General features: G+C 29.5%; 17 protein-coding genes. 9 read left to right on the top strand and 8 right to left on the bottom strand.

The genetic code is table 11. The features are described 5' to 3' along the window. Positions 1-156: 156 nt before the first annotated feature. On the top strand, positions 157-936 hold the full coding sequence (locus N5D90_RS11615; protein ID WP_280062534.1) for a polysaccharide deacetylase family protein: 780 nt from the start codon (positions 157-159) through the stop codon (positions 934-936). A gap of 32 nt (positions 937-968) precedes the next feature. Here the strand turns inward: N5D90_RS11615 and N5D90_RS11610 are convergent, their stop codons facing one another. The 3 genes from N5D90_RS11610 to N5D90_RS11600 all read right to left on the bottom strand — a co-directional run bounded on the left by N5D90_RS11610 (position 969) and on the right by N5D90_RS11600 (position 2,115). Then, positions 969-1,208, bottom strand: a complete 240-nt coding sequence (locus N5D90_RS11610) for a hypothetical protein (RefSeq protein ID WP_038334521.1) — start codon at positions 1,206-1,208, stop codon at positions 969-971. 127 nt (positions 1,209-1,335) lie between these two features. Further along, complete coding sequence (locus tag N5D90_RS11605) at positions 1,336-1,854, bottom strand: nucleoside 2-deoxyribosyltransferase domain-containing protein (RefSeq protein ID WP_125348795.1); 519 nt, start codon at positions 1,852-1,854, stop codon at positions 1,336-1,338. A 126-nt stretch (positions 1,855-1,980) separates the two neighbouring features. Next, positions 1,981-2,115 (bottom strand): 30S ribosomal protein THX, encoded by a 135-nt coding sequence (locus N5D90_RS11600; RefSeq protein ID WP_219033578.1) that lies wholly within the window; start codon positions 2,113-2,115, stop codon positions 1,981-1,983. 153 nt (positions 2,116-2,268) lie between these two features. Between N5D90_RS11600 and N5D90_RS11595 the strand changes: the two genes are divergently transcribed. The 3 genes from N5D90_RS11595 to N5D90_RS11585 all read left to right on the top strand — a co-directional run bounded on the left by N5D90_RS11595 (position 2,269) and on the right by N5D90_RS11585 (position 6,746). Beyond that, positions 2,269-2,424: a hypothetical protein gene (locus tag N5D90_RS11595; RefSeq protein ID WP_162835350.1), complete on the top strand. Its 156-nt coding sequence runs from the start codon at positions 2,269-2,271 to the stop codon at positions 2,422-2,424. A gap of 2 nt (positions 2,425-2,426) precedes the next feature. Beyond that, a complete protein-coding gene (locus N5D90_RS11590; protein ID WP_280062566.1) occupies positions 2,427-3,632 on the top strand; it encodes an exonuclease subunit SbcD in 1,206 nt (401 codons plus the stop codon). 72 nt (positions 3,633-3,704) lie between these two features. Further along, positions 3,705-6,746: an SMC family ATPase gene (locus N5D90_RS11585; protein ID WP_280062533.1), complete on the top strand. Its 3,042-nt coding sequence runs from the start codon at positions 3,705-3,707 to the stop codon at positions 6,744-6,746. A 46-nt stretch (positions 6,747-6,792) separates the two neighbouring features. On the opposite strand, the gene N5D90_RS11580 is transcribed toward N5D90_RS11585, so the two are convergent. From N5D90_RS11580 to rlmH, 4 genes are read right to left on the bottom strand one after another with little or no spacing between them, the layout of a single operon-like run. Further along, positions 6,793-7,716 carry a ribonuclease Z gene (locus tag N5D90_RS11580; RefSeq protein WP_115001353.1) on the bottom strand — a complete coding sequence of 308 codons (924 nt, stop codon included), beginning with the start codon at positions 7,714-7,716 and terminating at the stop codon, positions 6,793-6,795. Then, on the bottom strand, positions 7,713-8,294 hold the full coding sequence (rdgB, locus tag N5D90_RS11575; RefSeq protein ID WP_280062532.1) for an RdgB/HAM1 family non-canonical purine NTP pyrophosphatase: 582 nt from the start codon (positions 8,292-8,294) through the stop codon (positions 7,713-7,715). The genes N5D90_RS11580 and rdgB overlap by 4 nt, the downstream gene beginning before the upstream one ends. Continuing rightward, on the bottom strand, positions 8,295-9,128 hold the full coding sequence (locus tag N5D90_RS11570) for a CPBP family intramembrane glutamic endopeptidase (RefSeq protein ID WP_280062531.1): 834 nt from the start codon (positions 9,126-9,128) through the stop codon (positions 8,295-8,297). Then, positions 9,121-9,594, bottom strand: a complete 474-nt coding sequence (rlmH, locus tag N5D90_RS11565; protein WP_038334530.1) for a 23S rRNA (pseudouridine(1915)-N(3))-methyltransferase RlmH — start codon at positions 9,592-9,594, stop codon at positions 9,121-9,123. The genes N5D90_RS11570 and rlmH overlap by 8 nt, the downstream gene beginning before the upstream one ends. Positions 9,595-9,620: 26 nt before the next feature. Here rlmH and N5D90_RS11560 point away from each other — a divergent pair, with 26 nt between their 5' ends. After that, on the top strand, positions 9,621-10,592 hold the full coding sequence (locus N5D90_RS11560; RefSeq protein ID WP_280062530.1) for a YihY/virulence factor BrkB family protein: 972 nt from the start codon (positions 9,621-9,623) through the stop codon (positions 10,590-10,592). On the opposite strand, the gene N5D90_RS11555 is transcribed toward N5D90_RS11560, so the two are convergent. Then, positions 10,589-11,464, bottom strand: coding sequence for an ion transporter (locus tag N5D90_RS11555; protein ID WP_180904933.1), 876 nt, complete (start codon positions 11,462-11,464; stop codon positions 10,589-10,591). The genes N5D90_RS11560 and N5D90_RS11555 overlap by 4 nt on opposite strands. A 45-nt stretch (positions 11,465-11,509) precedes the next feature. On the opposite strand from N5D90_RS11555, the gene N5D90_RS11550 reads away from it, so the two are divergent. The 4 genes from N5D90_RS11550 (at position 11,510) to N5D90_RS11535 (ending at position 16,428) form a co-directional block, all read left to right on the top strand. Continuing rightward, positions 11,510-12,400 carry a TIGR01777 family oxidoreductase gene (locus N5D90_RS11550; RefSeq protein ID WP_280062529.1) on the top strand — a complete coding sequence of 297 codons (891 nt, stop codon included), beginning with the start codon at positions 11,510-11,512 and terminating at the stop codon, positions 12,398-12,400. A gap of 70 nt (positions 12,401-12,470) precedes the next feature. Continuing rightward, complete coding sequence (locus N5D90_RS11545; RefSeq protein ID WP_280062528.1) at positions 12,471-14,339, top strand: DUF3857 domain-containing protein; 1,869 nt, start codon at positions 12,471-12,473, stop codon at positions 14,337-14,339. A gap of 67 nt (positions 14,340-14,406) precedes the next feature. Beyond that, complete coding sequence (locus N5D90_RS11540; protein WP_280062527.1) at positions 14,407-14,778, top strand: hypothetical protein; 372 nt, start codon at positions 14,407-14,409, stop codon at positions 14,776-14,778. A 699-nt stretch (positions 14,779-15,477) separates the two neighbouring features. Then, a complete protein-coding gene (locus N5D90_RS11535; protein WP_280062526.1) occupies positions 15,478-16,428 on the top strand; it encodes an IS1595 family transposase in 951 nt (316 codons plus the stop codon). Positions 16,429-16,907: the final 479 nt, after the last annotated feature.

Raw genomic sequence — 16,907 nt, 5'->3', positions numbered from 1 at the left:
AAAATAAGCTTCTAAAAACCACTCAATTTTGAGTGGTTTTTTTGTTTAAAATAGCTTCAAAATGATCTAAAATTAAGATTTGCTTAATTTTAAAAGTTTCTCATTTTAAGATTTACTTTTTCGGTATATTTAAGTACTAAAACTTACTGATAAAGAATGCTAAAACTTAACTATTATTTTATTTGCTTAATTTCAATTTTTGTGTTGAATAGCTGTACACACGAAGAAGATGCGATAAAAGAACCAAAAAAATCTACAAATAGAGGAGGAGTGGTGCTTACTTTTGATGATGATTATGTGGACGAATGGTTCAATGCGAATATAAAATTGAAACAATACAATTGGAAAGGAACGTTCTATGTAACGCATTTTGATAAGCTTTCGGAGAATGAAATTCGTGAGTTGACTTATCTGCAACAAAACGGAAACGAGATTGCTGCGCATGGTTTAAATCACGTTCATACAACAAAGTATATAAAAGAATTTGGAGAAAAAGAATTTATTGATAAAGAAATCGCTCCAATGCTAAGTTTGATGAAAAACAAAGGACTTGATGTAACCGATTTTTCTTATCCTTATGGCGATCGAAGTGTAGAATCGGATCAATTACTTTTCAATCATTTTAAAACATTAAGAGGAACAACTTATGGAAACGAAGCACCTAATTTTCAGAACTGTTATTATCAAAATAAACCGTTATTTTTTGGTTTAGGAATCGATAATAGTTACGCGCATTTTAGTGTGCCTTATTTTATTTCGTTGTTGCAATATGCAAAAGATAACAATAAGATAGTCGTTTTTTATGCGCATAAAACAGTTGCAAAAGCAAGTAATAATTATGAAACTGAATTTAAAACCTTAGAAGAGATTTGCAAGTTTGTGAAGAATAATGATATGAAGTTTTATACGGTTAATGACTTACAAAAATTGAAATAAAAAAATGCTCAAAATTCTTGAGCATTTTTCGTTTATTCTATAAAAAGTAAATCTCCTTTTTGGTTAACAGCTTCTTTGAAATAAAGATAAACATCTTGTATATCAAAACGTCTAAAATTGATAGCGTTAGAAATATTTTGTTCAGGAAGTTGATAAATCATTTCAAAATTTAACATACTACCAAAACCAGAACTCTCGATTTTTTCGACCAAAATTCCTAAAGATTCTAATCGTTCAATCAACCGATTAATTTCCAAATCATTATGTTTCATAATCTCTAAAACTTACTATTAAAGCGGTTTCAAAGCTAAAACATAAATTTTTAAAATAAGATTTTGAGAAATAAAATTATATGTTAAACCTTTCATGTTTCAACTTAAATCTCTCTTTTTTAATTATTTATTTTAGAATATTTTTTAAATAATCCAACACATTTTCTATTGAATCAAATTGTTTCACACCATATTTTTCTGCCGTAATATCAACATTCCCTTTTCGCCAAAAACCATCTGGACAAATCACCAAAAGTTTTCCACTTTTTGCATACAATCCCATTTCCAACAAACTAATCGGACTTTTAGAATCTTTCCCAAAAAACATAATAATATAGTCTGCATTTTCCAATGCATTCAATTCCCATTCCACTTGTTTTCGAAATTCGGGCTCTTCTTTTACAGGTTTCCAAGCGGTATTCCAATCATCACGACGAGGATTTAGCAAGATGACTTTTTCATTTTTCAATTCTTTTGAAACTTTTGCTTGCCAATCTTCAGAATTTCCCATATCAATCGTTCCTCCCAAAAATATCTTTGTACGTTGATCATTTTTAGGAAGTTCATTTGGTGATTTTATTTCAAGAGATTGAGCAAAAATTGTAGTATTCAATAATAGAAATAAGGCAAATAAAATTGCTTTCATGTTGTTTTTGTTTCGGCAAAGATAACGAGGCTGATGATTTTGTATTTAATGATTTTTGTTAGAATGTCTAAAAATTCAATAAAATAAAAAAGCTGAAAATCAAGAATGATTTTCAGCTTTTTAAAATTACTTTTTAGCTTTTTTGGTTGGTTTTTCTTCAACCACATCTTCCTCATAATAATACTTATGTCTCGGACGTTTTACACCATAAGAGCCATTCACAATTTTTCCTCTTCTCGATTTTTTATCGCCTTTTCCCATTATAAATGTTTTAAAATTAATAAATTCGATTACTTTCTACCTAAGTTAATAATTTCAATTTAGTTGGACAAAAGTTTTACAATTCTTTATCATTTAATCTAACTTTGCGACATCATTTGGCGTGGAGAATAATTAATTTTAAACCAAATAGAAATGAGTAGAAATACAGACGCAAATAAAAAGGCACACAAGAAAAAGTTAGATCAAAAGAAGCGTAAAGCGCAAGAAGCTGAGGCCGAACGAAAAGCTAGATTGAAAGCAATTAATCAGCAATTTAACGATAAAAATAAACCAGAAACGGAAGAATAATGATAAAAATTCTACATACAGCCGATTGGCATTTGGGCAAAAAATTGGATAGTTTTTCACGATTAGAAGAGCAAATTTTAGTGATGAATGAAATTGTCGAAATTGCAGATCAACAACAAGTCGATTTGGTACTTATTGCGGGCGATTTATTTGATAATTTTAATCCTAGTGTAGAAGCTGTAGAATTATTTTATAAAACATTAAAAAGACTTTCGAATAACGGAAAACGTCCTGTTGTAGCGATTTCTGGTAATCACGATTCTCCAAGTTTGATTGATGCGCCAGATCCGTTGGCACGTGAATGTGGAATTATTTTGATTGGTTATCCAAATGCAAAAATTCAGGAATTTGAATTAAATGATTTCAAAATTTCGAAATCAGTTGAAGGAATGATTGAATTGAAATTAAATTCTTTCGATTTTCCGATTCGAATCATTCATACGCCTTATGCAAATGAAATCTGTTTGAAACAATATTTTGGAGAGAATAAAGAAGAAGCTTTGAATGAAGTTTTAGCGACAAATTGGAAAAATATTGCGAATGAATATTGTGACGAAAATGGAGTTAATTTGTTGATGGCGCATCTGTATATGAACCAAAAAGGTGCTGAAATTTTAGAGGAACCAGAAGGTGAAAAACCGATTAAAATTGGAAATGCAGACATGATTTTTTCCGAAGCTATTCCGCCTCAAATTCAATATACAGCTTTGGGACATTTGCATGGTTTTAAGAATATCGGAACGGAAATAAAGCCTGTTGTGTATAGCTCTTCGCCTTTGTGTTATAGCTTTTCCGAAGCTGGTCAAACCAAATATGTTTCGATTATTGAAGCTGAGCCAAATCAAACTATTTCTTATCATAAAGTTGAATTAAAGAACGGAAAACCACTTATTCGAAAAACTTTTGATGATATAAATATTGCTGTAGAATGGTTGAATGAAAATCAAAATGCGTTGGTTGAATTGACTTTAGAAAGTGATTCTTTTTTGAAAGCTGATGAACGAAAATTGATTTATCAATCACATGATGGAATTATTCATTTGATTCCGAAAGTTAAAAATCAAGAAATTGAAACGATTGAATATAAGTTTGCAGATCAATCAAAAGATATGAAAGAATTGTTTACAGATTATTTCAAATCGAAGAATGGAAATCAAGAACCAAACGACGAAATAAAGGATTTGTTTAACGAAATTTTAAATAGTTAAATTGATTATTTTTTGAAGTTATATTATGATATCAAGAAATCTTATCCTTAATCTAAACCTTAAACTTAAAAAATGATTCCAGTAAAATTAACCATAGAAGGACTTTATTCATACCAAGAGCGCCAAACAATTGACTTTTCTGAATTAACTGAAGCAGGATTATTTGGAATTTTTGGGAATGTAGGTTCAGGGAAATCGTCAATTTTGGAAGCGATTATGTACGTTTTGTATGGAGAAACAGAGCGTTTAAATTCCAAAGATAAACGCGCTTATAATATGATGAATTTGAAATCGAATTTGTCATATATCGAGTTTGATTTCTATAATTTTGAACAAAAATTATTTAGAGCAACGCGCGAATTTAAACGAAATTCGAAACGTTTTGAAGATGTAAAATCGCCAACAGTTGTTTTTTATGAGCAAAAAGACAATGAATGGATTCCGCTTAATCATTCAAAAGCAGAGGAAATAATTGGGTTGAGCTACGAAAATTTCAAGCGAACAATTATTATTCCGCAAGGACAATTCAAGGAGTTTATTGAGTTGGGCGCTAAAGATCGAACACAAATGATGAAGGAAATTTTTGGACTTCATCGTTATGATTTACAAGATAAAGTTGCGGCTTTAAATTCTCAAAACTTAACGAATCTGAATCAATTTGAAGGAAAATTATCTGGATTTGAAGAAGTTTCGGAAGAAAGAATAAAAGAGCTTGAAGATAATTTGATTGAGCAAACAAAAGTTACCAATCAAGTTCAAGAAGAATATAATCAATTGAATGAATCATTTCAACGTTTAAAAGCGTTGAAATCAGATTTTGAGACGTTAAATCAAAAGAAAATTGAATTCGAAAAAGTTTCAGTTCAGAAAAATGAGATGGATCAACGTAAAGTTGAAATAGAGCGCTATGAATTGATTTTTAATGTGTTTTCTCAACTTTTAGAAAATCATAAAAAAGTTTCAAATCAGATTGAAGAAAAGTCAATTTCAGTTGAGAATCAACAAAAACAATTGGCTTTAATCGAAAATCAAATCAAAGAAATTTCGAACCAAATTGAAGCGATTAAAACTGATTATGAAGCTTTACCAATAAAACGAAAAGAAGAAACGGATTTAGAATTAATTGTTCAGATTTTAACTTTTTCAGAGGAAATAGAAAAGTTAAAAGTGAGAACAGCAAAAGGTTTGAGAGAAGTTGAAGAGGTTCAGAAAAATGAACAAAAAATTGAAGCTTCAATCAAATCATCTGAAAAAGAAGTCAAAACTTTAGCTGAGTCAAAAATAGATTCTCAGACTTTGATGGAAGTAGGAAATTGGTTTGTTCAGAATCAAAATTTACAGCAATCTATTCAGAAACAACAATCTAAAATAGAAGAACAAAAGCAACAAATTAATGTTTTTGAAACTCAATTAAAAACAAAAAATATTGAGATTTCAAGTTTTGAAAATTGGTTTAATTCTGAATTTGAAAAGCTTGAATTAGCTAAAAAATCAACTGAAAAACAGAAAAATGAACTAGAAGTTCAGCAAAAGTTGGCACATTTTGCACATAATTTACACGAAGGTGAATCTTGTCCGCTTTGTGGCGCTTTAGAGCATCCAAATATTGTTGAGATTGATGATATTTCAACGAAATTTGAAATTGTAGATAATGAATTAAATCAAATTGATGAAAAGTTAAAATCACTTCAGAAAAAACAAAATGAAGTTCAAAAAAATATTGATCAAAAACAGTTTATTGAAAAACAAATTGAACAAGAAAATCAAGTTTTGAATGAGTTGAAAATTGAACAAGAAAATCATTTGAATTTGTTTGTTTGGATAGATTTTGATCCAAAAAATGTTGAATTGTTTGAAGAAAAAAAGAAAGCAGCTATTGCTTTGGATAAAACAATTTCGGATAAAAATAAAGAGATTGAAACTTTTCGCGAAACTTTAGAAAAAGAACGTCAATCTGTTGAAAAATATAAAAATGCTTTAGAAAAATTTAGATTAGAAGAAACTGAAAAAGCTTCGCAAATCAAGCAAAATCAAGCAAATTTAAAAGTATTGAATTTTGAAGATTTTCAAAGTAAAACAACAGAAAATGTGCTACAGAATTTGAATGATTTAAAACTTAATAATGCGAAAATTGAACAAAATTATATTCAATTTATAGAAAGTTTAAATCAATTAAATCCAAAATTAGCTTCTCAAAAAACTTCAATCGAATTGATTGAAAAACAAATCATTGAGTTGAAAGAAGAATTGGCTATTAATCAAAATCAATTAGAAAAATCATTAGAAAAAAATCAAATACAAAATATTGAAGAAGTTCAATTAGTTTTAAATCAACAGTTTAATGTTTCTGAAATCAGAAAAGAATTAGAAGATTTTAGAATTTTGTTCGAAACATTAAAAAGTTCAATTCAAGAATTAGAGCAAAAATTAGCGGAAGTTTCTTTTGATGAAACGATTTATAAAACTCAAGAAGAAAAATTAATTTTTGTGACAAATCAATTGAAAGAAGCGAGCGAAATTTTAACCAAAACAAAAACTGAAATTGAGCGATTGAATAAATCTTTTGCAGAAAAGAAAGATTTGTTAATTGAATTGGAAAAATTGAAAAAACGAGCGACGAATTTACAAACGATGCGAAATTTGTTTAATTCAGCAGGATTTGTGCAATATGTTTCGTCTATTTATTTGAAACAGTTATGTGATAACGCAAATGTGCGATTTCATCGAATGACGAGAAATCAATTGAGTTTACAAATGAATGACAACAATGATTTTGAGATTATTGATTATTTGAATGAAGGTCGTTCACGTAGTGTTAAAACGCTCTCTGGAGGACAATCTTTCCAAGTTTCGTTGAGTTTGGCTTTGGCTTTGGCAGAGAGTGTGCAAACAAATGCGAAGTCAGATAAAAACTTCTTTTTTATTGATGAAGGTTTTGGAACGCAAGATGCGGATGCGGTAAATATCGTGTTTGAAACGTTGATGAGTTTGCAAAAAGAGAACCGAATTGTCGGTATTATTTCTCATGTTGACGAATTAAAAGATCGAATTCCAGTAGCGCTTCAAATTACAAAAGATGAAGAAAAAGGTAGTTTTATAGAAGTTGTTTCCTAAACAAAAAATCCGTTCGAATCATCGAACGGATTTTTTTATATTTTGATTAGAGACTTTCTATTTTTATTGTTTTCAACAACTCAGGTAAAGAGGTATTCGTGAATTCTTCTTGCGCTTCGATTAATAAAGGTTTATAATCGTGATAACGATTAGAAAAATGACCTAAAATTAATTTTTTTACATTGGCTTGTTTCGCAATCATTCCAGCTTCTTTTGCAGTTGTATGTCCTGTGTAAACTGCTAAATCTTTCAATTCATGCAAAAATGTTGATTCATGATACAACAAATCGACATCTTTTATAATAGGAACAATATCCGGTTTATATTTTGTGTCTGAACAAAACGCGTAACTCAATGATTTTTGAGCATCAAACGTTAAATAATCATTCGGAATTATTTTTCCAGATTCTAACGTAAAATCTTTTCCATTTTTCAAATTTTGATAATCGCAGATTTCAATTTCAGGAAATTCCTCGATTGTATCCATATTCAATTTTCGAGGTTTTGGCTTTTCTCGAAAAAGATAACCATTTGTATAAACTCGGTGATTTAGTGGAATAGAATAAACTTCAACTTTATCATCTTCAAAAACTAAAACAGATTCTTTTGTATGTAATTCATTGAAAATAATCTCGAATGAATTATTAGATTCTGTTAAGCGCAATTGTGTCGTAATAAATTCCTCAATTCCTTTCGGACCATGGATATGCAAAGGCATATCGCGACCAAGCAATTGAAGTGTAGAAATTAATCCAATCAATCCAAAAACATGATCACCATGCAAATGCGATATAAAAATGTGATTTATTCGGTTGAATTTAGCCTTCGCTTTTCGCAATTGTACTTGTGTTCCTTCGCCACAATCGATCAAAAAATAGCGTTCTGCTATATTTAATAATTGAGCGGTCGGATGCGTAAAAGCTGTTGGTAATGCCGAATTAAATCCTAATATTGTTAGTTGTAAACTCAATTTACGTTTAGATTAGTTAAAAAATCGTTTAATTTTTCGACAGCTTTTCCTCGGTGGCTAATTGCATTTTTTTCTTCAGGAGACATTTGTGCAAAAGATTTTGAAAAACCATCAGGAATAAAAATCGGATCGTAGCCAAAACCATTGTCACCCATAATTTCAGTTGCAATAGTTCCGTTCACTCGTCCTTCGAAAAAATATTCCTTTCCATCCAAAATTAAACAGAAAATAGAAATAAAATACGCTTTTCGATTCGTTTTTCCTTCCAATTCTTTCAACGCTTTTGCAATATTATCTTCGTCTTTTCCTGTTCCTGCATATCGAGCAGAATATACACCAGGCGCGCCATCTAAGGCTTCTATCACTAATCCAGAATCATCTGCAAAGATATTTTTCCCAGTTTTATCAAAAATAGTTTTCGCTTTCAGTTGTGCATTTTTTTCGAAAGTTGTTCCAGTTTCTTCAATTTCATCAAAGAAATTAATATCAGTCAACGATTTCATCGATAGGTAAGAAGGTAACATTTTTGTAACTTCTTTTACTTTATTGTTGTTATGTGTGGCAAAAATTAATTCCATTTATATTGTTTTTTGTTCTGTTTTTTTGATTAATAAATAGACAGATAAAATTCCGATAAGTGTCATTCCTCCAATTAATAAATAATCTCTTTGCGCAAAAACTTCGCCTTCCATATCGCCCTGTATCAGCATTAACGAGTAAGAAAGTGTGTTGTTTAAGAAATGTAATAACATAGGCAAAAACAACGATTTTGTACGGTAATAAACTACTCCAAAAATGATTCCTAAAAGTCCAGCGCCTATAAATTGCCAAGGATTCATGTGTGCGCATCCAAAAATAAATCCATTGATTAAGATTGCAGTGGTTGGATTTATATTGAAATTTAGCATTCCTTTCAAGATTATTCCTCTAAAAATAATTTCTTCGAAAATTGGAGCTAAAATACAAATCATAATAAACCCTGCGATTTTATAATCTAACATCATTTCAAAAGAAGCTTGAAAAATTTTATAGATTTCTTCTAAAGGTCCAGTTGTTGGGATTAAACTTGTTGCAACTTCGGCTAAAGGCAAAAGAAATAACCAACAAGCTATTGATAATATAAGCTGAATTGGTGTAAAAGAGTGTTTGATATCTTTTAAAATTGATGCAAATTTAGTTTGTGTCAACATCAATAAAATAACAATTGCACAAACCGTTCCTGTTAAAAATCCTAATGGTAAAAGAACGTGATTAAGCGGTTTGTAAAAAAGTGCAGGAGCAGAAACAAGTCCGCCAGCAAATTGCATCATAATCACTGCAATCGCGCTATACAAAAGTGCTTTTCCAATGCCAAAACTTAGTTTATTTTCTTGCTTTGGAACAAATTCTTCAAACGGAGAGGTGTTATTCATGATGATAAGGTTTACCCTGCAATATACTAAATCCTCGGTAAATTTGCTCTGTTAAAAATAAGCGAACCATTTGATGCGTAAATGTCATATTGGATAAAGACATTTTTTTATTTCCACGATTGTAAACAGATTCGTCAAAACCATAAGGACCACCAATCACAAAGACAAGATTTTTGACAGATTGATTCATGTAATTTTGAATATCATCTGCAAATTGCTTCGAAGTAGGCTGTTTTCCTTTTTCATCCAAAATGATCACAAAATCTGTATTGACGATTTTACTCAAAATTTGCTCAGCTTCTTTTTGTTTTTGTTGAATTTCGGACAAATTTTTACGATTTTTGATGTCAGGAATTTCAATTCTTTGATAATTAATGTGCGAAGGCAATCGATTTTCATACTTTTGTAATAGCATTTCGATGGCTTTTTCGTCTGTTTTACCGATACAAATGGTCGTAATATTCATTCAAAATTATTTATTGAGACAAAAATATGCGCATTCTACAAGATTTTAAAACATATACAGGAATAAATTATTTTCGAGATTGGTCGAAAACAAAATTGATGAACAAAAATACGGGCATCACGGTATATGATTTCTTGAAAGTTTTTTGGATTCGCGTCATGAAAGGTAATTTTCCGTTGCGTTCGGCAGCAGTTTCTTGGATTTTATTTTTTAGTATGTTTCCATTTTTGCTTTTTTTGTTCAGTGTTTTACCGCATTTGGCTTATTACCAAGAGATAAAAAACTTACTGTTTACGCAACTTCTTCCTCAACTTTTACCTAAACATGTAAGTAACGAAGTGATTTCGTATATTGATAAAACGACGGCTGTACAAGGAAAACGTAAAGTGAATTATTTCTTGATTTTGATTACAATTTTTATGTCATCTAACGGAATTCAAGGAATTATTAATGGATTTAATGTCTCGTATCAAGATGTTTATGTGAAGCGAAAAAACTCTAAATCGAGAATGATTTCGATAATTTTAACCTTGTTTTTTACAGCTTTTATCGTGTTGCAAGTGTTTTTATCGTATTCAACATCAATTATTTGGAAATACTTAACCAACGTTTCATTCCTAAGTAAACTTGGTCAATTTTCATATTTAATCAACTATTTTTCGGTATTTCTTTTCTACTTTGTTTCGATGTGTATGCTGTATTATTTCGGACCAAATCACAAAAAATCGCGTAGTACAGTTTTACCTGGTGCTATTTTGACTTCAGTTTTGTTCTTGTTAACTGTGATTGGTTTTAATTCGTATTTAAGTTATTTTACAAACATTGATTTGTTGTATGGATCGCTTGGATTAGTGATGATTATGATGATTTTTGTATACATCAATGTGATTTTGATGTTGGTTGGTTATGAATTGAATATGTCAATTAATTACACCAAAAATTACGAATACGTTAATCATATTGACAATAATCGATTTATTAATTTGGATAAATTTTAAGGCTCATTTAAAAGATGTCCGCAAGTTTTGCAATAAATAGCACCATCTAGGTGATAATCATCGCCACAATTGCGACATCTTTGTGTGTTTGTAGGAATGTCTTCTTTGTGTCTAGCCGCTTTATTCATTTCCATTGTTACAATACTTGTGGGAACAGCAATTACACCATAACCTATAATCATAACAACAGACGCTAAAAATTGTCCCAAACCAGTGACAGGAGAAATATCGCCATAACCTACTGTTGTTAAAGTGACAATTGCCCAATAAATACTGATTGGTATACTTGTGAAACCAGATTCAGGATGATCATGTTCCACCATATACATGATAGAGCCAATTACAACAACAATTAATACTACAAATGATAAGAAAACGATGATTTTATCTTTACTTTCTTTCAGCCCTAACACCAACACATTTTTCCCACGTGTAAATCGTGTAAGGTTAAAAATTCTGAAAATACGTAACAATCTTAAAATACGAATACTTGCTAAGTACTTACTTGTAGGTAAAACTAAACCAAGATAAAATGGTAAAATAGACAATAAATCAATAACTCCATAAAAACTAAAAATATATCGCCAACGATTTTTAACACAATAGATTCTTAATAAATATTCTATAGTAAACAAAAAGGTTAAAATCCATTCTAAAGATACTAAAACTGTATGGTGTCTCGCATTAATTGCTGGAATAGACTCCAACATAACCAAACCTACACTTAATAAAATTAAAAGTAATAACGAGATGTCAAAAAGTTTTCCATAAGGTGTATCAGCTTCAAAAACTATATCGAATATTTTTTGTTTTAGCTTCTTTTCTTCATCAGCCCCCATTCTTTTTAGATAAGGAAATCTACCTTTAAACATTGGTTTATATTTTTGGAATGAGCTAAATTAGGAAAAAATTTTAGTATGAATATTCTATTGACTGGTGGAAGTGGATTAATTGGTTCAGAATTAACAAAGATTTTAATTGAAAATGGACATCAAGTTCGCATTTTGACAAGAGAAAAAGAGATTGAACATCCTTTTTATCATTGGGATAAAGATACAATTGATGAAAAAGTTTTTGAAAATTTAGATGGAATTATTCATTTGGCTGGAAGCTTAATTGCGAAAAGATGGACAAATTCTTACAAAAAAGAAATTTTTTCGAGTAGAGTTGATACAGCGAATTTACTTTTTGAGTATGTCAAAAAATTGAATATTGATTTGAAATTTTTTATCTCCGCGTCTGGAACAGCTTATTATGGACAAATTACTTCGAATATGATTTTCAAAGAGTCTGATGAACCGAATATTGATTTTTTAGGTAAAGTTTGTGTCGCATGGGAAAATGCTGCTTATCAGTTCGAAAAAATAGGTGCAAGAGTGGTTTGTCTTAGAACTTCTTTGGTTTTGTCAAAAAACGGCGAAGGTTTCAAATTATTGAAGAAGCCTATTCAACTTGGTGTAGGAGCAAATCTAGGTGACGGAAAACAATGGATGCCTTGGATTCATATTGCAGATTTATTACAAATGTATGCGGAAGCTGTGGGTAATGATAAAATAAAAGGAAGTTATAATGCTTCATCACCAGAAAATATCAATCACTCAACTTTCAATCATACGTTAGCGAAAAAAATGAATAAACCCTTTTTTATGCCAAATATTCCTGCTTTTGTTATGAAATTAGCATTAGGTGAGATGAGTAGTTTAGTCCTAAATGGATCTAGAATTGACGCAACTAAAATTCAAGAAACAGGTTTCAAATTTCAATATCCTACCTTAGAAAAAGCGTTAGAAGAATTGATAGAAAAGTAACGAAAATTTTATTTAGATTATTCTTTATGTATTATTGTGTATCGTACTTTTGCAGGAATTACAAATTGAAATGAAATTAAAAATTACTTTACTCTTTTTATTTATTGCATTATATACAAATGCGCAATCGAAAGATTTAAAATTCGGAAAAATTTCGGAACAAGAAATTAACTTAACTCAAGTTCCTTTTGAGAAAAATGCAGATGCTGTTATTCTTTCGGAAGAAGGAAAAATGGATTTAACTTCGTCTAATTATTATTTGACTGTAAAACGAAGAATCAAAATACTGACTGATAAAGGACTTGATGAAGCAAATATACAACTGAATTATTACAGCAAGAATAGAAATGAATCTATAAGCGGAATTAAGGGAGTTACAATTAATATTGTAAATGGAGTAGAGCAAATGACTCCGATTGATGAGAAAGAGATTTTTGATGTTTCTCTAAATGAATTGTATGCTGCAAAACGTTTCACTTTTCCAAACGTAAAAGTTGGTTCTATTATCGAGTATACTTATATCAAAAGTAGTGAATACAATTTTTCTATTGATGCATGGAATTTTCAACACGACATACCTACACTCTCGAGCAAGTTCCGATTAAATAATCAAGCTTATGGTACGTATTCGATTATTACAATTGGTGATGCTTTGAATACAAAGTATAAAGGCAAATCAAGTTCAACAGAATGGTTATTACATAATATCCAAAGTTATAATCAATTAAAATACGTTTATAATCCTGAAGATCAAAGTGAACGTATCAAAATTCAGGCAGCAACTTATCATACAGATGGTGCAAAGAAAACTACGATGAGCGCGTGGAGAGATTTGATTCAAGATATAAATGCACAATATGATTTGTATCGAAATCCTTCTGCAATCAGAGATGTTGCGCAAAATATTCCGAACGGAAAAGATGAGGTAGAAACCTTGAAAAATGTGATTGAATATATTGATTCAAATGTAAAATGGAACAGATTTTATGGAATTATTCCAACGCGTTCAAATAAAACTTTATTGAAAGAAAAGTCTGGTTCTACGGCAGATATGAATCTTTTATTGAATGAAATTTTAACAGCCAAAGGTTTCGAAACTTCGATGGTTATGTTTAGTAGTCGTCATCATGGACAAATTTTGTTTTCTTATCCAATTGTCAATCAATTCAATTCTGTTTTGACGGTTGTGAAATTGAATAATGGCGCTTCAAATATTATTTTGGATGCTTCAAAATTAAATAAAGAGCAAATTGAATTTGGACCTTTAGATGTGTTTAATTATCATGGAATTGTCATCAAAAAAGGTGATGCTTCGTTTGTAAAGTTGAATCAAAAATTGTCTTATTACGAATCATCATTAAAGTATGATTTTTTGAGTAATGGAAATTTAGTTCTCAATCGTAAAGACAAATTCAATGGTTATTTTTATGATGATGATGTAGAAGAAAAAAATGTTTTGAATAGATATTTGACTGAATCTTTAGATGTGCGTTTGGACGAAGAAATTAATGATAAAACGATTTTTGATACTGATTCTTACGTTAAAAACTATAAAGCAAAAACTGTAATTCCGAATGCTCCATTTTATACATTTATTAATCCTTTGCGCGAATTTCTAAAACAATATACTTTTGAAGATACTAATCGTCAACGCAAAATAGAATTTAATTATCCTTATTTGTTTAATATTCAGGTTAAATCTAAGATTCCAGAAGGTTACGAAGTGATAATTGATGAAAAATACAAAGCACATCACAAAACTGAACTTGGTTTAGAATATTATCAAGAAGTAAAAGTGAAAGATGGACAATTGACGTTAGCGATTCAATTTTTATTACCAGAAGGTGTTTATGAAGCGGATAAATACAATGAATTGAAACAGTTTTTTGAGAAAATAAAAACAGAATCTCTGAAAGAAGTTTTAATGAAAAAGAAATAAAACAAAATCCCGCACTGAATTTCTAAGTGCGGGATTTGTTTTTTATATTTATACAATAACACTATGTATGAAATTTAATATTTATTTTATTTTTAGTTTTTTATTGGTTCAATTAAGTTTAGCCCAATCAACTAAATTTGAATTCGGAAATATATCCGAAGAAGAATATAACTACACAAATGTTCCATTTGAGTCAGATGCTTCAGCTGTTATTCTTTCAGAATACGGAGAATTGCAAATGAAAAATTATGGATATGTTATAAAACAACATATTCGCAAAAAGATTTTAAAACAAGATGCTATTGAAGGAAATATTCTAGAATTCACTTATAATCCTAATAATAAATATAATCGTCCAAAGATTAATAAAGTTCAGGTTTATAATAAGATTAATAATGAAATAATTATGGCTTCTATATACATTAATGTACCAATATAATATCATAAAAAATCCAGCAAATGCTGGATTTTTGTTTACTTAAGTGTATTATAAATAAAAAATAATACAAATTTTATCAACTCAATAACTATACTTGATATCAAAGCTAGTAGACATTCTCTGACTAACTTACTACGAAGTAACTGTTTCATCAGAACAGTCAATCTTCTAGTTTTATTTGTTTTGGACATCAAATATGTAGTAAGTGAGCATCTATAAAACGATGATTTCAATATTAAGTTTACGTTAAGTTTTTAGTAACTATTTGCAACAACTTAATTATTAAATCGCAAAGCAGACTTGACATCAAAGCTATTAGACATTCTCTGACTAACTTACTACGAAGTAGCTGCTCTACTAAAGCAACAAATCTTCTTAATTTGACATTTTTGTTATTCATCAAATATGTAGTAAGTGAGCATCTCTAAAACGATGTTTTCAATATTAAGTTTACGTTAAGTTTTTAATTCTTGTATTTAAGTAATTATAAGTTAATTGCTTTACCCCTTTGCACTATATGCAAAGGGGTTTTTTGTGTTAATTTTTTAGTTAAAGCTTCAAAATTGAATACAATAATATATTTTAGTTAATTCAATATAAATCAACAATATAGTCGATTTTGATTTTATAAAGTATTGTATTTAAGTGCTTAAAAATAAAGCCTCGATTAGTATAATAATATTAATAACGGACAGTAAAATGGACTCAAATAATATTATTTTCAAATCTATTATTGATTTAATTGACACTTTAAAAACTGATGACGATTGTAGATTACTTTTAGAATCTTTAAGATGGAATAATGAACCAGTATGTCCACATTGTGGCAGTCAATCTCATAAGCATTATCAACTTAAAAATAGAGGCCATTTCAATGGTCTTTATAAATGTAGAGATTGTAAAAGTCGATTTACAATTACTGTAGGTACTATGTTTGAATCTACACATATTCCATTAAGAAAATGGTTTATGGCAATCTATTTATTTGCTTCTAACAAAAAAGGGATTAGTAGTATTCAGTTGCATAAATTCATAAATGTTACTCAAAAAACTGCTTGGTTTATGCTTAGTAGAATTCGTTATAATTTCGCTCAAGATACAGATTTTATGTTTGATACAGATACTCAAGCTGATGAAACATATGTTGGAGGGAAAACAAGAAACAAAAGATATAAACAAGTAGCAAATACACAAGGACGTAGTCTTAAAACTAAAAAACCTGTATTTGGTATGATATCAGAGGGCTCTGTGTATACACGAGTTATACCAAATGCCAAAGGTTCAACATTAAAAGATATTATTCATAATCATGTAGCTGAGGGTAGCACTTTAATAACTGATGGATGGAAAGGTTACAAAGGATTAAATGATTATTACAAGCATGAAGTAATTGAACATAACAAAGGCATTTACACTAAAGGTAAATATCACACAAATAGTATTGAATGTTTCTGGAGTCAATTAAAACGAGGTATCATCGGTATTTATCACTATGTATCATTTAAACATTTGGAAGGGTATTGTAATGAGTTTACATTTCGATACAATACTAGAACATTAAGTGATGGTGAACGATTTAATGAAGTTCTAAAGATTATAGGAAGACGATTAAAATATAAAGATTTAATTGAATTTGAGGAGATTTATTAGTTTAAGTGTATTATATAGATATATAAAATTATAATACATTAACAATATATACAAAGTATTTTTCTTTTTCTATTTTTGAAATTTTTAAGTATTTTTTTTCCAAGCATCTTACTTAGGTGCTTGGTTTTATTAAAAATAAAAAGACTACTAAATATTTATTACTGCACGCAATAAATTGGAAACCCTTTCATATTATATAATGTTGGACGAAGCCTGAACACGAATGTTAAAGAAAAATTTCCATGTTAGATAGTAGTCTCATATATCATTGGTATAGATGTTGTAAGATTAAAAGAGGTTAAGAGATAATTCCTGACAATTATCTCTGCCTCTTAGTTTTTTATACTACTAGAAGCCATATAGGAAATGGCTTCTTATAGTAAACGCGTCTCCCGTTTACCACACGAGATTTGCGAAATGACAATTGATGCAATACACCGTTAATGTATTTTTGTTGCATTACTGAAAAGTATTTGTGG

The sequence above is a fragment of the Empedobacter sp. GD03797 genome (assembly GCF_029842105.1).
In the GTDB taxonomy this organism is placed as follows: Bacteria; Bacteroidota; Bacteroidia; order Flavobacteriales; family Weeksellaceae; genus Empedobacter; species Empedobacter falsenii_C.
The sequence above is the reverse complement of the archived record's forward strand: the minus strand, read 5'-3'. Positions and strand labels throughout refer to the sequence as shown.

Bases quoted from the DNA above. Each gene is read 5' to 3' on its own strand.
- N5D90_RS11555 (WP_180904933.1), bottom strand. From the start codon at position 11,464: ATGTTTAAAGGTAGATTTCCTTATCTAAAAAGAATGGGGGCTGATGAA.
- N5D90_RS11570 (WP_280062531.1), bottom strand. From the start codon at position 9,128: ATGAATAACACCTCTCCGTTTGAAGAATTTGTTCCAAAGCAAGAAAAT.
- N5D90_RS11615 (WP_280062534.1), top strand. From the start codon at position 157: ATGCTAAAACTTAACTATTATTTTATTTGCTTAATTTCAATTTTTGTG.
- N5D90_RS11560 (WP_280062530.1), top strand. From the start codon at position 9,621: ATGCGCATTCTACAAGATTTTAAAACATATACAGGAATAAATTATTTT.
- N5D90_RS11600 (WP_219033578.1), bottom strand. From the start codon at position 2,115: ATGGGAAAAGGCGATAAAAAATCGAGAAGAGGAAAAATTGTGAATGGC.
- N5D90_RS11610 (WP_038334521.1), bottom strand. From the start codon at position 1,208: ATGAAACATAATGATTTGGAAATTAATCGGTTGATTGAACGATTAGAA.
- N5D90_RS11605 (WP_125348795.1), bottom strand. From the start codon at position 1,854: ATGAAAGCAATTTTATTTGCCTTATTTCTATTATTGAATACTACAATT.
- N5D90_RS11540 (WP_280062527.1), top strand. From the start codon at position 14,407: ATGAAATTTAATATTTATTTTATTTTTAGTTTTTTATTGGTTCAATTA.
- rdgB (WP_280062532.1), bottom strand. From the start codon at position 8,294: ATGGAATTAATTTTTGCCACACATAACAACAATAAAGTAAAAGAAGTT.
- N5D90_RS11595 (WP_162835350.1), top strand. From the start codon at position 2,269: ATGAGTAGAAATACAGACGCAAATAAAAAGGCACACAAGAAAAAGTTA.
- N5D90_RS11585 (WP_280062533.1), top strand. From the start codon at position 3,705: ATGATTCCAGTAAAATTAACCATAGAAGGACTTTATTCATACCAAGAG.
- N5D90_RS11550 (WP_280062529.1), top strand. From the start codon at position 11,510: ATGAATATTCTATTGACTGGTGGAAGTGGATTAATTGGTTCAGAATTA.
- N5D90_RS11545 (WP_280062528.1), top strand. From the start codon at position 12,471: ATGAAATTAAAAATTACTTTACTCTTTTTATTTATTGCATTATATACA.
- rlmH (WP_038334530.1), bottom strand. From the start codon at position 9,594: ATGAATATTACGACCATTTGTATCGGTAAAACAGACGAAAAAGCCATC.
- N5D90_RS11535 (WP_280062526.1), top strand. From the start codon at position 15,478: ATGGACTCAAATAATATTATTTTCAAATCTATTATTGATTTAATTGAC.